The 14,283-nt window shown below is 70.5% G+C and carries 14 protein-coding genes and 1 tRNA gene; 10 read left to right on the forward strand and 5 right to left on the reverse strand.

What is annotated here, in order from left to right:
- Positions 1–123 precede the first annotated feature (123 nt).
- Positions 124–1,734 carry a S1C family serine protease gene (locus GBN72_RS22535; RefSeq protein WP_151773673.1) on the forward strand — a complete coding sequence of 537 codons (1,611 nt, stop codon included), beginning with the start codon at positions 124–126 and terminating at the stop codon, positions 1,732–1,734.
- Between the two features lie 62 nt (positions 1,735–1,796).
- Positions 1,797–1,883 (forward strand) — tRNA-Ser (locus GBN72_RS22540).
- Positions 1,884–2,832: 949 nt separating this feature from the next.
- Here the strand turns inward: GBN72_RS22540 and GBN72_RS22545 are convergent.
- Together GBN72_RS22545 and GBN72_RS22550 are read right to left on the reverse strand one after the other, a co-directional pair.
- Positions 2,833–3,396 carry a GNAT family N-acetyltransferase gene (locus GBN72_RS22545; RefSeq protein WP_151773674.1) on the reverse strand — a complete coding sequence of 188 codons (564 nt, stop codon included), beginning with the start codon at positions 3,394–3,396 and terminating at the stop codon, positions 2,833–2,835.
- Positions 3,393–4,166: a GntR family transcriptional regulator gene (locus GBN72_RS22550; protein ID WP_151773675.1), complete on the reverse strand. Its 774-nt coding sequence runs from the start codon at positions 4,164–4,166 to the stop codon at positions 3,393–3,395. Before GBN72_RS22550 ends, GBN72_RS22545 begins: the two co-directional genes overlap by 4 nt.
- A 296-nt stretch (positions 4,167–4,462) precedes the next feature.
- Here GBN72_RS22550 and GBN72_RS34250 point away from each other — a divergent pair, with 296 nt between their 5' ends.
- From GBN72_RS34250 to GBN72_RS22575, 5 genes are all read left to right on the forward strand, one after another.
- The gene (locus tag GBN72_RS34250; protein WP_164540801.1) at positions 4,463–4,612 is read left to right on the forward strand and encodes a hypothetical protein; all 150 of its coding nucleotides are present in this window, start codon (positions 4,463–4,465) and stop codon (positions 4,610–4,612) included.
- A 47-nt stretch (positions 4,613–4,659) separates the two neighbouring features.
- Entirely contained in the window at positions 4,660–6,033 is a 1,374-nt protein-coding gene (gene repSA, locus GBN72_RS22560) for a replication initiator protein RepSA (RefSeq protein ID WP_174887177.1), read from the forward strand.
- 3 nt (positions 6,034–6,036) lie between these two features.
- Complete coding sequence (locus GBN72_RS22565; protein WP_151773678.1) at positions 6,037–6,246, forward strand: excisionase family DNA-binding protein; 210 nt, start codon at positions 6,037–6,039, stop codon at positions 6,244–6,246.
- The gene (locus tag GBN72_RS22570; RefSeq protein ID WP_151773679.1) at positions 6,246–7,427 is read left to right on the forward strand and encodes a tyrosine-type recombinase/integrase; all 1,182 of its coding nucleotides are present in this window, start codon (positions 6,246–6,248) and stop codon (positions 7,425–7,427) included. Before GBN72_RS22565 ends, GBN72_RS22570 begins: the two co-directional genes overlap by 1 nt.
- 219 nt (positions 7,428–7,646) lie before the next feature.
- Positions 7,647–8,471 carry a hypothetical protein gene (locus tag GBN72_RS22575; protein WP_151773680.1) on the forward strand — a complete coding sequence of 275 codons (825 nt, stop codon included), beginning with the start codon at positions 7,647–7,649 and terminating at the stop codon, positions 8,469–8,471.
- 6 nt (positions 8,472–8,477) lie between these two features.
- On the opposite strand, the gene GBN72_RS35915 is transcribed toward GBN72_RS22575, so the two are convergent.
- A complete protein-coding gene (locus tag GBN72_RS35915; protein WP_281371853.1) occupies positions 8,478–8,669 on the reverse strand; it encodes a site-specific integrase in 192 nt (63 codons plus the stop codon).
- Positions 8,670–9,011: 342 nt separating this feature from the next.
- Between GBN72_RS35915 and GBN72_RS22585 the strand changes: the two genes are divergently transcribed.
- Positions 9,012–9,461 carry a hypothetical protein gene (locus GBN72_RS22585; protein WP_151773681.1) on the forward strand — a complete coding sequence of 150 codons (450 nt, stop codon included), beginning with the start codon at positions 9,012–9,014 and terminating at the stop codon, positions 9,459–9,461.
- A gap of 67 nt (positions 9,462–9,528) precedes the next feature.
- On the opposite strand, the gene GBN72_RS22590 is transcribed toward GBN72_RS22585, so the two are convergent.
- Positions 9,529–9,735, reverse strand: a complete 207-nt coding sequence (locus GBN72_RS22590) for a hypothetical protein (RefSeq protein ID WP_246212764.1) — start codon at positions 9,733–9,735, stop codon at positions 9,529–9,531.
- Between the two features lie 121 nt (positions 9,736–9,856).
- A complete protein-coding gene (locus tag GBN72_RS22595; RefSeq protein ID WP_151773682.1) occupies positions 9,857–11,011 on the reverse strand; it encodes a serine hydrolase domain-containing protein in 1,155 nt (384 codons plus the stop codon).
- Between the two features lie 924 nt (positions 11,012–11,935).
- On the opposite strand from GBN72_RS22595, the gene GBN72_RS22600 reads away from it, so the two are divergent.
- Together GBN72_RS22600 and GBN72_RS22605 are read left to right on the forward strand one after the other, a co-directional pair.
- Complete coding sequence (locus GBN72_RS22600; protein WP_151773683.1) at positions 11,936–12,484, forward strand: SigE family RNA polymerase sigma factor; 549 nt, start codon at positions 11,936–11,938, stop codon at positions 12,482–12,484.
- 80 nt (positions 12,485–12,564) lie between these two features.
- Positions 12,565–14,223, forward strand: coding sequence for a long-chain fatty acid--CoA ligase (locus GBN72_RS22605; protein ID WP_164540803.1), 1,659 nt, complete (start codon positions 12,565–12,567; stop codon positions 14,221–14,223).
- Positions 14,224–14,283: the final 60 nt, after the last annotated feature.

The raw sequence follows: 14,283 nt of genomic DNA on the forward strand, positions 1-14,283 counted from the left end.
TGGTAAAGAATGCCGGGCCCAGGCCGAGCACGGCTTATCGTGCTCTGACGCCCTGTGGGAAAAGCTGACGGATGGATGCCACGCATCCCACCCGAACACCAGCCTGGATCGAGGAGAAGAGCTGTGAGCAGCGAGAACGAGGGCACTGCGGTTTCGCCGGTCCCGTCCGCCCCGCCGGCGTCGGAGGAGACTCCCGCTGCTCCTCCGGCAGCCGACCGGCCCGTGCCGCCCGTCCCGGCGGCCCCGCCCGCGGCGAACGCCCCGACGGAGCAGTTGCCGCCGGTCCCCACCGAGCAGCCCGCCGCGGCTCCCGCCTCCCCGCCTCCGCCCGCGCCCGACGCGGCGCAGGGCGCTCAGGGGGCGCAGGCCGGTCACCCGTACGCGGCGCAGCCGCACGCGGGCCAGCCGGCAGCGGGTCAGTCGGCAGCAGGCCAGCCGGCAGCGGCTCACCCGCAGGCCGGTCACCCGTACGCGGGCCAGCCGCACCCCGGTCACCCGCAGGACGGCCAGCCGTACCCCGCGCCCACGCAGCAGGCCGTCGGGGCCTGGCCCCCGCCGGCCGTTCCCGGCTACGCGAACGACGGCGGCTGGGGCGGTACCGCGCCCCTGCAGCAGCCCGTCCCGCAGCAGCCCCGCAAGAAGGGCCGCGGCGGCCTGATCGCAGCCGTGCTGGTGGCCGCGCTGGTCGCCGGTGGCATCGGCGGCGGCATCGGCTTCGGCCTCGCCGGCTCAGACTCGAGCGGCTCGACCGTCGTCTCCGCGGGCGGCGGCAGCGTGCAGCGCGCCCCCGAATCGGTGGCCGGCGTGGCCGCCGCGGCACTGCCCAGCACGGTCACCATCGACGCCCAGAACTCCGGCGGCGAGGGCGGCACCGGCACCGGTTTCGTCTTCGACACCGAGGGCCACATCGTCACCAACAACCACGTCGTCGCCGAGGCCGTCGACAACGGCAAGGTCACCGCGACCTTCCCCGACGGCAAGAAGTACGACGCCGAGGTGGTCGGCCACGCCCAGGGCTACGACGTCGCGGTCATCAAGCTGAAGGAAGCGCCGTCCGACCTGAAGCCGCTGGCGCTGGGCGACTCCGACCAGGTGGCGGTCGGCGACCCGACCATCGCCATCGGCGCGCCCTTCGGCCTGTCCAACACCGTCACCACCGGCATCATCAGCGCCAAGAACCGCCCCGTGGCCTCCAGCGACGGCGGCGCGGGCAGCAAGGCCTCCTACATGAGCGCCCTGCAGACCGACGCCTCCATCAACCCCGGCAACTCCGGCGGCCCGCTGCTCAACGCGGACGGCGCGGTGATCGGCATCAACTCCGCCATTCAGTCGGCCAGCGGCGGCTTCGGCACCGGCCAGGCGGGCTCCATCGGCCTCGGCTTCGCCATCCCGATCAACCAGGCCAAGTTCGTCGCCCAGGAGCTGATCAAGACCGGCGAGCCGGTCTACGCCAAGATCGGCGCCTCGGTCACCATGACCGAGGGCGAGGGCGGCGCGCGGATCGTCGGCGACAGCGACAGCGCGGTCGAGCCCGGCGGCCCGGCCGCCAAGGCGGGCCTGGAGCCCGGCGACGTGATCACCCGTTTCGACGACAAGGCCATCGACAGCGGGCCGGCCCTGATCGGCGAGATCTGGACCCACAAGCCGGGCGACAAGGTCGAGCTGACCTTTGAGCGCGACGGCAGGGAGAAGACCGTCGAAGTCACCCTCGGCTCCCGCGTCGGGGACAACTGACCTGACACGGCCCCCTCGCGGACCCGTTACTCTTGTCCCCGCGCCGGGCGTGCCCGACGCGGGGAGGCGTGCCCGAGCGGCCGAAGGGAACGGTCTTGAAAACCGTCGTGGCAGCGATGTCACCGTGGGTTCAAATCCCACCGCCTCCGCCCAATGAGCAGTGAGAACGGCCCCTGACCAGCAAGTACGGTCAGGGGCCGTTGCTCTGCTCGTACACCCGTAGGTGACTGCCATTCCCCGTGGCTTCCCGACCGTTGGGGCACGGAGGGGGCACACGATCTAGGTGACTACAGCAGCGGGATCACGAGTGCAGCGCACTGGAGGAGTGGCACAGCGACTGTTCCGACCACTCGAAGGATCGCCACAGCCCGCTGAGTGCGGGGGTTGAGGGTCGGACCTGCCGTTTCGGCTGTGTGCCGGCAAGAAAAGCACACCCCACTCTCATCCATATTGCACTGCAAGATGTTAGCGGGTAGGTTGTAGTCACTTCCGGGTTTGTCGGCAGGTGCGTGATCGCACATGTTGATCTCCTGGGGATGAAGCCGAACCGTGGAGCCCTTGGCCGGGTGAACACTCCACGGTATTTCGGCGTTTCTGTGTTTGGCTGATGAGAAGCGTAGCAGCTAGCGCTAACGTGCGGGCCAACTCGCTCTCCAGCAGCGTGCGTTCGACGCGTGGATTCCTCAACCACCCACTACCTCCAGCTCCCATCCCGTGTGCCGTCGACCCACACTCCGTGGAGCAGGCGCGGTGCCTGGCGTCCAGGTGGAGCGCGCCACTGTACGAACGACCTGGACGCCAGGTGCCGTGTCTGCTCGGCTCTGCCTGGGTCGACGGCACACGGGATGGGAGCTCCCTACGCTCGCCACACTCGGCCGGCACTCGGCAGCGGCGCCCCCGCCATCCCGGCGTCGGCCGATCCCCCGCCGGAGGCATGTCTTTTAGCTACGGATGACTTCCTCAACTTGCCCGCATGCACGCAGCGCGCCGCCGGGCGCGGCCAGCCGGGGCGAAGACAGGAGGCAGGCCGCGCCGCAAAGGCGGCGCGCGCCCGCGCTGTGCGCGGGTGCTTGATGAGGTAGAGAAACCCGTAACAGCTCAAATGGTCAGCGCTTCGGGGCTGGGCGTCTCGTCGGTGAAACCGTGCTCGGCTGGCCGTGTAGGACGTTGGGCAAGCCACCCGGAGACTCTCGGTCCGCCGTTGACGGCGTTGCCTTCGAGGACAGTCCTCACATGTTCGAAGCCCTGATCCAAGTAGTACTGCTGAAGCCCTGTGTTGGTCGTCCATGCATCCAGGCGAAGCCACTTGGCGGAGGCCCGGTAGGCACGATCACCGGCCCAGTCCAAGAGCCTGCCGCCGAGGTTCCGGCCGGCGTAATCCCGAGTCACGGTCAGCTTGTTGACGAACATCGACGGCTCTCCCAGCTCGGCCTCCGACCACAGCCCGTCTTCGGCTTCTGCTGTGAGGGTGATCGTCGCGGCGGTGTGCTCTCCGTCCCGGAGCATGAAGACCGTCCCCGCATTGATCGTGGCCAGCAGACGATCCGCCGGGTAAGGGCGGCTCCACTGGTCGCTGCCGAGCGTACTGAGCCAGGACGCTGCCTCCCTGCGGAAGGACAGCAGTCGGTCAAGGTCGGCAGGTGTGGCGCTGGTGATCCTCACTTGGCTTCGTTCTCGTCTCGGGCGGAAAGATCGCCGATCTCGTAGTTCATGCGGTTGAGGTCACCACGGAAGGTCGTGATCGTGTACCTGATGGGTTGCTCTCCTGAGTAGCCCGTGCGGGTCCAGATGAGCACTGGCACGCCTGCGCCGATCTCCAGCAAGCGGGCCTCTTCGGGGGTGGGCATCCGCGTAAGGATCTCGTCGGCATAACCCACCTGCTCGATGCCGAGGCTGGAGAGGTACCGGGTGGTGCCCTCCGCTATATCTCCGGGCTCGGTCAGCCGCGGGGCCTCCTGGACAAGCCAGTCTGGGTAGTAGGTCGCCTGGGTCGACCACGGGACGTCATCCACGAAGCGGTGGCAGAACCGCAGTACGGCGCGGGATTCCGGCTCCACCTTCAGCTGCTCGGCAATGTGCCCTGGAGTGGTGGTCACCTCCACGCGGAACGTCTGATGAGGACGGCGGCCGGCGCTTGTGACGTCCGTCGAGTACGCGTCGCCGTTCTGCGGGAAGTTCAGGTTCTCGAAGCGGGAGGCGTTGAGCTTGAAGACCTCGTGCTTCCGCACCGCGTACCCGAGTCCCTGGCTCGAGGAGATGAGGCCCTGGCTCACTAGCAGGTTGAGTCCTGAGCGGACCGTGTTCCGCGAGGCATCGAAGCGGGCCGACAGCTCGGCTTCAGAGGGCAGCCGCGAGCCGGGCCCGTAGGTGCCGTTGTCGATCTCCCGGCGCAGGGCGTCGGCCACTTGTTGGTACTTCGGCTGCTTGCTCATGCCTCCATCATGACTTACTCGGTCAACTTGTTGGTACATGTGTCGCCGAATCGCTTGACGCTGACCTCGGCGCCCCTCAGACTTCTTGTACCAACAAGTTGAGCAAGAGGGTCATCCCCTCTTCGCGCAGCAGAAAGCGGCGCCCAACCGCCAAGTCAAGTCGCCGCTTTCGCTCCCACGAAGGGACTTCCATCATGCCCGTGACGCTCGTTGTCTCGCATCCGGCTCCGCTGTCCGCCCCTCTGTCCCGCAGTGATGACGCCGTAGTCGTCCCCTCGCCGTGCCAGGCGTGCGGTGTGCCCGGTGGTGCCCACTGGGCCAAGATCGACGGGACTGGTGTCCTGGTCCACAACGCCCGCGGTCAGGAGTGCTGCCCGGTGGCGGTGCCCTTCGACTGGGAGACGGGTAAGCCGCTGGCCGCGCTCGCTGGTGCGGTGGCCGCGTGACCCACCTGCCCGTTCCCCCGGCTGCCGTCGCTGATGTGGCGGCGGCCGTGGGAACCGATCCGCTCACCCTGGCCGATCTACTGCGGGTGGTGAACACTCCGGGCTTCGACCGCTGGCAGGAGCAGATTCGCCGTACCGGCGGCTGCTCCAATCCGATCCATCTGACGGGCTCGACGGTCACTCGCGACGCCAAGACCGGCGATGTCCTGTACTCCTACAGCACGCAGGACGAGCCCGGCGGACGCCTTCGGGTCGCCTGCGGCAACCGGCGGGCCTCCCGCTGCCCCTCCTGCGCCTGGACCTACGCAGGGGACACCTACCACCTGATCCGGGCCGGGATCACCGGCGACGAGCGCAAGTACGTGTCTGTCGGGGTGAGGGAGCATCCGCGGGTCTTCGCCACGCTCACCGCCCCCTCGTTCGGTCCGGTCCACAACCGGCCCGACTCCGGCCGCTGCCGCTGCAGTGCTGCCCATCCGGAGGGTGACCCGCTCCTCGGCACCGCCCTCGACCCCGGCCGGTACGACTACGCGTCGGCGGTGCTATGGAACAACCACGCCGGGGACCTGTGGCGGCGCTTCACCATCTACCTGCGCCGTGAGGTCGCCCGCCTCGCTGGCATCACCCAGGCGGAGCTGCGGGAGCTGTGCCGGGTCTCCTTCGGCAAGGTCGCCGAGTTCCAGAAGCGCGGGGCGGTGCACTTCCATGCGGTCGTCCGCCTCGACGGCCCCGGCGGCCCGGACTCGCCTCCGCCGGTGTGGGCGACGGTCGCCCTCCTCGATGCCGCGATCCGTGTTGCGGCTGCCCGCGTCGTGGTCCTGGTCCCCGCTGCCGATGACCAGCCTGCCCGGTCCCTGCGGTGGGGATCGCAGGTGGACGTGCAGCCCATCGGTGCTCTTGGTCGGGAGGAACTGACCGAAGAGGCCGTGGCTTCCTACGTCGCCAAGTACGCCACCAAAGCCGCCGAGACCACAGGCACCGTCGACCGCCGCATCGGCGAGCTGGCGGAGCTGGACAAGCTTCCCGGCCTGCCCCTGCACACGCGGCGGCTGATCGAAGCCTGCTGGACGCTCGACGCCGCTTACCCGGACCGGCTCCTCGCCCGCTGGGCCCACATGCTCGGCTTCCGCGGCCACTTCTCCACCAAGTCCCGCCGCTACTCCACCACCCTCGGCGCCCTGCGCCAGACCCGCGCCGACTACCGAGCCCGGCAGGAACGCCGCGAACGCGGCCTGCCCGAACTCGGCGACGACTCGGAGGGCTCCACGCTCGTCCTCGCCCACTGGACCTACGCCGGGCAGGGCCACACCCCCGGTGAGTCGTGGCTCGCCGCATCCATCGCCCACGAGATCCGAGACAACCGCACGACAGCCCGCGAAGAACTCGCCAACCTGCCCGACCACACCGAAGGGGAGTGGTGACCCGTGGACCGACTGCTCACCGTCCAGCAAGTGGCCGAACGGCTCGGCACCACCGTGCGTTTCCCACGACGGCTGATCGAAGAACGGCGGATCACCTTCGTGAAGGTGGGCCGCCATGTCCGCATCCCCGAGAGTGCGGTGTCGGCCTTCATCACCGAGCACACTGTCCAGCCGGTCACCCTGGGCCGTACCGGGCTGAGGAGGGCTGCCTGATGCCTCCACGTCGACGCGCCGGACGCCGTGGCTTTGGGCGGATCCGAAAGCTCCCCTCGGGCCGCTACCAGGCCCGCTACCCGGGGCCTGACGGCATCCTGCGTCCGGCCGACCGGACGTTCGCCACCTCCACGGATGCAGATCTCTGGTTGGCCAGGAAGCGCATCGAGATCGAGGAGGGCCGCTGGATCGATCCTGAGGCCGGCCAAACCGTCGTTCGGGACTGGGCGGACCGATGGCTGGCCGCCGTGGCTCCGCAGTTGAAGCACAAGACTCAGGCGTCGTACCGCTCCTTGATCCGGTCGCAGATCGTGCCCGTCCTAGGGGACAGGGCGTTGACCAGCCTGCGGCCGATCACGGTGACCGAGTGGGTAGCGAGCATGCGCACCAAGGGGCTCAGTGCCTCGCGTATCCGCCAGGCGTACCGAGTCCTATCGCAGATCATGACCGCTGCGGTCGACAATGGTCTGATCACGCAGTCTCCGTGTCGGGGAGTGCGCCTGCCGCGCATGCCGCAGACCGAGCCGCACATTGTGACCCCGGTCGAGGCTCTCCGGATCATTCGGAGCGCCCGGCCTCCGCATGACTTGCTGATCGCGTTGCTCGCCTTCGCCGGTCTGCGGGTCGGGGAAGCCTTTGCGCTGAGACGGGGAGACGTCGACGAGGCCGGCGGCCTGGTCCTGGTGGACGAGAACCTGTCGGAAGCGAACGGCTCCCTCGTCTTCGACACCCCGAAGTCTCACCAGAAGAGGCTGATCCGGGTCGCCCCCTCGCTCATCAAACGGTTGACCGCCTACCTGGTGACTCTGCCTCCCGGTGAGGACGTCCTGCTGTTCACCACCACGGCCGGGAAGCCGTTGCGGTACAACCAGTGGCGCAAGGCGTACTTCGATCCGGCCGTTGCCGCAGCTGGCCTCACCGACATCACTCCGCATGACCTGCGGGCCTCACACGGCACATGGGTGGCGGACAAGTACGGCGTGATGACCGCGGCTCGCCGCCTCGGCCACTCCAACGCGAGTGTGACGACCCGACACTACGCTCGCCCGGTGGCCGGCCGCGACGACCAGGTGGCGGTAGCCTCGGACGCCTGGTTCAACGGGCACGGCGATGACCTTGGGGCACGCAAGGGGCACGATGGTGACGATGACGGCCCGGTGGAGGCTCCGGCAGGCGCCTGACCTCGCCTGATGTCCTGCGGGGCGCTGAGGCGCGAAAGGTCTTGAAAACCGTCGTGGCAGCGATGTCACCGTGGGTTCAAATCCCACCGCCTCCGCCGAGGTCATAGACAGCACAGGTCAGAAGGGGTGTCCCGGTCGTCGGGGTACCCCTTCTGCGTGCGGGCTGTCTCACCGTGATCCGCCGGTGTCCCAGCGTTGACCAGGGCTGGTGGACCAGGAGTGGACCACATCTCGGTCCCGCGCCCGCAGACGGTCCAGTGGCGGTTGAATGCGCGGGTGGTGAACTGGGCGCAGGTGCATGACTGCTTCGGGGATGTCGATCGCGTCCCCGAACTGCTGGCGCGAGTGGAGCGCGAGGACGACGCGGAGGCATGGGAAGAGCTGGACCGCCGGCTCGTCCTCGAGGACAGCATGGTGTTCCCCGCCAGCTTTGCCGCGCTGCCCCGCCTAATCCGTCTCGCGCAGCGAAACGCGCGGGCACGGAGTCTGGCCGCGGTGATCGTCCGGTGTGCGGCGGGGAGCTATGGCTGTGACGCTCTGCTGGAAGGTTGTGCCGATGCGATCGCTGAACTTCGGGGCGTGCTGGACCGGCACCTGCGGTCACGGCCGGACGACTATCTCGTGACCTTCCTCGGCCTGCTCGCGACGGAAGGGCAGTACCACTGGAGTGCCGTCGTGGGCGACTTCGCGGACGACTTCTACGAGGTGGTGTGCCCGCACTGCGCCGTGGCGGTGACGATCGCCATCGGCGGCTACGGGCGCTACTCCGCGATCAGGGACTGGGACCTGGGCGACGTGGACCGGCGCGACCTGAGGCCGGCGCCTGCTGAAGAACTTTCGGGCACCGGCCGATGGATGCACGACATATGCGTCCGCGACGCGCAGGCCACTCTGGCCGAGGGCATCACCCATCTCTTCGGCCGAGCGGAATGCCCGCGCTGCGGGAGTGTCTTCAGCGTCGCGGACGAGTACACATCCGCCAACTGCCCAGTGATGTCGGCCTCGGACTGGAGCTCAGCGGAAGAGCTTCGGTCAGATGCCTGACAGGCCTCACGGTCGATGCGCCGACGCGAGCGCCTGCTCGATCTGCCAGTTCGCCTGGTCCTGGCTGCGGTGGATGGCCTTGGCGTAGAAGCGGAACAGCACCGCGATGCTGTGGCCCGCGCGGCGGGCGACCTCGGCCGGGGAGACGCCGGACTCCAGCCACAGGGAGACGCCGGCATGGCGCAGGGAGTACGGCACGCTCGCCAGTGGTGAGGCGGCCTCGGGTTCGCTGAGGACGGTGCGTCGCGCGGCCTTCCAGAGGTCGCCGTACTCCTTCGACAGCAGGTGGCCGCCCCGCGGCGCGAAAGAGGCGGCCGTCCTCGGCTGTGCCGAACTCCTTGATGTGTTCGCGCTGAGACAGCGAGAGCGGCCCCCGACCCGGATATCCCGGGTCGGGGGCCGCTCTCATGTCCGCAGGCCGTGGTCCGTGGTCCGTGGTCATCCGGTGTTCTTCGTGATTCTCCGTCGGACCGGGCGCGGGTGGGGCACGATCGCCTGCATCGACAGGCTTCGTGATCCGGACGAGGAGGGGGCAGGGTGATGGTGCCTTCGGCGGGCGTGCTGCTGCTCATCGGTCTGGCTGCCGCGGTGGCGGGCATCGTGGTCGTCGTCGTGATGCTGAGGTTCCCGCCCCTGCCCCCGTCCAGGCTCTGTGCGGCTCTCACCGTCGTCTTCGGCTCCCTGGCGGCAGCCGTGTATTGCTACGGCTGGCTGTCCGTCACTTTGGGCGGCCCGTTCCCGGAGATGTGCGAGAGCCGGAGCGCCTCCGGCGCCGGCCTGGCACGCATCGAGCAGGAGTACTGGCCCCTGCGCAACGCCTGCGTCTACGCGGACGGCGCGACGTCGGAGTACCTCTCCCCGTCGGTCGACGCGCTCGTCCGCGTGCTGGCCGGCCTTGCCGTCGTCGCGGCCTGTACCGGCGTGGTCCTGCGCCGACGGGGCCGGTCGTCCGCGCGCGGGCCCGCCGGCACGCGACCGCGCCGCGCATGACCGTCCCCGCCCACCGGCACCGGCACCGGCAGGGGCGGCCTCGACCGGCCCTGCGGTCGGCTGTCGGTCACGTACAGGAGATCAGTACAGCTGCACCGGCAAGGGAGAAGACGCCCCCGAGGACGCGGGTGACGAACGAACTCGGGGGAAGTCGACCGTAGAGATGGAACTCGGTGCGGTAGCGGTCGGCCACCCCGCCGACGTTCGAGGCGAGGAGGCTGCCGCCGACGAACACCGCGAGTCCCCACAGGAGTTTGAACAGGTAGGCGGCCATGCGGTGAGGGTGGCGGCGGCCTCGCGGTGCGCCCGCGGCGGCTCCGCCGGGTGATCGCCGCGGTGACACCGCGGGGGCGTGCCGTACGGCCCTGGCGGGGCGCGGCGTCGGACGGACCGCGTCAGGGGCGGTTCGGGTGGCCCTTGACGCACAGCGCCGCGTCCACCGCCGCCAGCAGGTGCTCACCGCGAGCGGGGTCCAGGGCATGGTGGGAGGTGATGTAGACGGTCGCCGCGCCGCGCCCACCGCTCGCGCGGCCCGCGACCACCGAGTCGCCCGGCAGGTCGCCCAGGTGGCCCCAGTACTCGCCGCCGCAGCTCAGCGGATTGCTCCGCACCCCGTACCCGTAACGGCTGCCCTCCGGATAGCCGTGGTCGCTGACGTCGGTCGTGTCCCGCGTCATGAGCCGGACCGCCCAGCCGGGCAGCAGCCGACCGCCGAGGAGCCCGTCCCAGAAGGTGTTGAGGTCCTCCGGGGTGGACACCAGACCGCCGGAGGCCCCGAACTCGTACCCCGGCATTTCGGTGACGTCCACCACGCCGTCCTGCGGACGGGCCGGGTGGTACCCGTAGTTGCGCGCGTGGGGGCCGCGCAGCCCCAGCTCGCCGGGCGCCGGCCAGTACGTGTCGCGCAGGCCCAGCGGCTCGATGACGGTCCGCTCGACGTGGACGCGGAAGTCCTCGCCCGTCACGTGCTCGATCACCAGGCCGAGCACCAGGTAGTTGGTGTTGGAGTAGCCCCAGTCGGTCCCGGGGGCGAACTCCTGTCCCAGGCGCAGGGAGAGCTCCAGGAACTCCTCCGGGGTGTAGCCACCCGGCCGGGTCCAGTCCACCAGCTCACCGAAGTCCGCCAGACCGCTGGTCTGCTTCAGCAACTGCCGCACGGTGACGCCGCTTTCCGCGAGCTGCGGGACGTGGCGCCCCGCCGGGTCGTCGAGCCGCAGGTCGCCGTCCGCGACGAGACGCATCACCGCCGCGGCGGTGAACGACTTGGTGACGCTGGCGATCCGGAAACGCCCCTCCGCCCCCACCATCGGCCGCCCGCTGCCGAGTTCGGCGGTCCCCGCGGTGTACGTCTCACCCCGGCGGCCGTGCCCGGTGTGCGCGACCGCCCCCGGCACCCCCGTCCCGGTCACCAGGGCCGTCAACTCCCGCTGTACGGGGCTCGGGTCGCCCCCGGTGCGGCCCCCCGCCGCGGCGCCGGCGGGCGCGATGCCGACCACCACGGCGACGGCGGCGGCGAGTAGGACGGCTGCGGTTCTCCGCGTGCGATGCATGGCCCCTCCCAGGACGTCCTGTCTTCCCTGTAGCCAAGCGGTCCGCACGCGCGGCCTCACTGGTGGTGACGCGACACTTCGGGTGGGGGCAGCACCCGTCGGCGCCCGCCGGCGAACCCCCCTCCCGTCCCGTGGACCGCGGGGGACGCGGCATGGGCGCACGTGACGGTCGGCGGAGCGGTGCGGCCACGGAGGAATGTTCCCGCTCGGGGGTTTATCGGCGGCCCGTCACGCTTGCGAGCGAACCGCCCGCACCGGGCGGTTCGCCCGGGATGTGCTGGGCATGTCTGGGGGCGAGGAACGCAGCAGCGGGACGGTCCGGTCAACCGCCCCGTCCGACGGGGCGGTTCGCCGGCCCGGAGGGAATCAGCCCTTCTCGTGACTCGGTGTTCGTGTCGGCCCACCCACTAAGGAGGAACCAGATGGCATCCACCCGCACGGCCCGCGTATGCGACGCGGCGGCGCGCGGCGGCGGTCCCCCGGTGGGCACGCGGTCCACCGAGGGATACGAGGCCGGCCGGGGAGGTCTGTGGTGAGGGTGCCGCGGCCGCCGGAGCGCTAGGGCCCGGCGGTCGCGGACGGAGCGTGCTTCATGGGGATTCGCGTGCGCGCGACGGTGCCTCGGACACCGTCGCGCGCACGTGTGCCGTCCGCCCGCCCCGCGTGTGCCGTCTGTCCGCCCTGCGTGTGCCCTACGTGCCGCACACCGCCGGACGTGACGCGCGTCTGCCGCACCTGTGCCGCGCGGACGGCGACGTCACCGGCCCGCCCGCCCATGGGCCCGCGCCCGGCATCCCTGGGGGAACCCTTAGAGCACCCTCAGTCTTCAGGAGGTGGGCCGCCCCCCTCTCTCCGCCCTGCGGGGGACGATGCCCGGGCCCTGTGGCCGATCCGCCGCGTGCCGTCCGCTCCTAGCGTGAGTACATGACCGCCAGGACGTCACCGCCACCGCCGCGCGCGACCTCCTACGCCTCCTTCTCGTCGTACGTCCAGGCCCGTCGGCCGGTGCTGCTGCGCACCGCCCGGTCGCTGACCAACGACCCCGGGGACGCGGAGGACCTGCTCCAGACCGCCCTCGCCCGTACCTACCTCCACTGGGACCGCATCGCCGACCACGGGGCCCTCGACGGCTACGTCCGCCGTGCTCTGGTCAACACCCGCACCTCCCAGTGGCGCCGTCGCCGTGTCGACGAGTTCCCCAGCGACACCCTGCCCGAGCCCCGTGACGCCATCGCCGGAGCGGCCGGACCGGTCGACCCGGCCGAACGGCAGGCGACGCGCGACGCCCTGTGGCGGGCCGTCCTGCGCCTCCCGGACCGGCAGCGCGCCATCGTGGTGCTCCGCTACTACGAGGACCTCAGCGAGGCCCGCACGGCCGAACTGCTCGGTGTCTCGGTGGGCACCGTGAAGTCCGCACTCTCCCGCGCACTGGTCAAGCTGCGGAAAGACCCCGAATTGCATCCCGCCGGGTAGTGACGGGAGCGCCTCCCGCTAGGCAGAATCTGCGGAAACTTACCCACGCGTAATGACGCGCGTTCCCCGGGGAGGCACCGGTGCAGAGCACGATGCAGGACGTCGAGCTGACGGTCTCGCGAATCCTGGCCCACGGCACGACCGTCCACGGTCGTTCGGAGGTCATCACCTGGACCGGAGAGGGGGCCCCGGAGCGCCGTACCTTCGCCGAGGTGGGCCGCAGGGCGGCCCGGCTCGCCCACGCCCTGCGGGACGACCTGGGGGTCCGCGACGACGACCGGGTCGCCACCCTCATGTGGAACAACTGCCAGCACGTGGAGGCCTACTTCGCCATCCCGTCGATGGGCGCGGTGCTGCACACCCTCAACCTCCGCCTGCCCGCCGAGCAGCTGGCCTGGATCGTCAACCACGCCGCCGACAAGGTGATCATCGTCAACGGCACCCTCCTGCCGCTGCTCGCCCCGCTGCTGCCGCACTTCCCCACCGTCGAGCACGTCGTGGTGGCCGGCCCCGGCGACACCTCCGTGCTGGACGGCGCGGGCGTCCGGGTCCACGAGTACGAGGCGCTGATCGCGGGGAAGCCCGGCAGCTACGACTGGCCCCGGCTGGACGAGCGGCAGGCCGCCGCCATGTGTTACACCTCCGGCACCACCGGCGACCCCAAGGGCGTCGTCTACTCCCACCGCTCGATCTACCTGCACTCCATGCAGGTCAACATGAGCCAGTCGATGGCCCTGACGGACAGCGACACCTCCCTGGTCGTCGTCCCGCAGTTCCACGTCAACGCCTGGGGCATCCCGCACGCCACCTTCATGACCGGCGTCAACATGCTGATGCCGGACCGCTTCCTGCAGCCCGCCCCGCTCGCCGAGATGATCGAGACGGTCCGGCCCACCCACGCCGCCGCCGTCCCCACCATCTGGCAGGGCCTGCTGGCCGAGCTCAAGGCCAACCCGCGCGACGTCTCCACGCTCACCCAGGTCACCATCGGCGGCGCCGCCTGTCCGCCCGCGCTGATGAAGGCCTTCGACGAGTTCGGCATGCGGGTCGTCCACGCCTGGGGCATGACCGAGACCTCCCCGCTGGGCACGGTCGCCCGCCCGCCGGCCCACGTCGAGCCGGGCTCCGACGAGGAGTTCGCCTACCGCACCACGCAGGGCCGCTTCCCGGCGGGCGTGGAGGCCCGCCTCACCGGCCCGAACGGCGAGCGCCTGCCCTGGGACGGCGTCTCGGCCGGCGAGCTGGAGGTGCGCGGCCCGTGGATCGCGGGCGCCTACTACAACGGCCCCGACGGCGCGCCACTGCGCCCCGACGACAAGTTCAGCGAGGACGGCTGGCTGAAGACCGGTGACGTCGGCGTGATCGACGCCGACGGCTTCCTGACCCTCACCGACCGGGCCAAGGACGTCATCAAGTCCGGCGGCGAGTGGATCTCCTCGGTGGAGCTGGAGAACGCGCTGATGGCCCACCCGCAGGTCGCCGAGGCCGCCGTGGTGGCCGTGCCGGACGACAAGTGGGGCGAGCGCCCGCTGGCCGCGGTGGTCCTCCAGGACGGAGCCGCGACCGGCTTCGAGGAACTGCGCGACTTCCTGGGCGCCGAGGGCGGCATCGCGAAGTGGCAGCTGCCGGAGCGGTGGACGCGGATCACGGCGGTGCCCAAGACCAGCGTCGGCAAGTTCGACAAGAAGGTCGTGCGCAAGCAGTACGCGGACGGCGAGCTGGACGTGACCACCCTCTGACGTCCGGAGCACACGACGCGAAGGGGCGCCCCGCGGACCGGCCGCGGGGAGCCCCTTCCG

The organism is Streptomyces abyssomicinicus (genome assembly GCF_008974245.1).
GTDB lineage: Bacteria > Actinomycetota > Actinomycetes > Streptomycetales > Streptomycetaceae > Streptomyces > Streptomyces abyssomicinicus.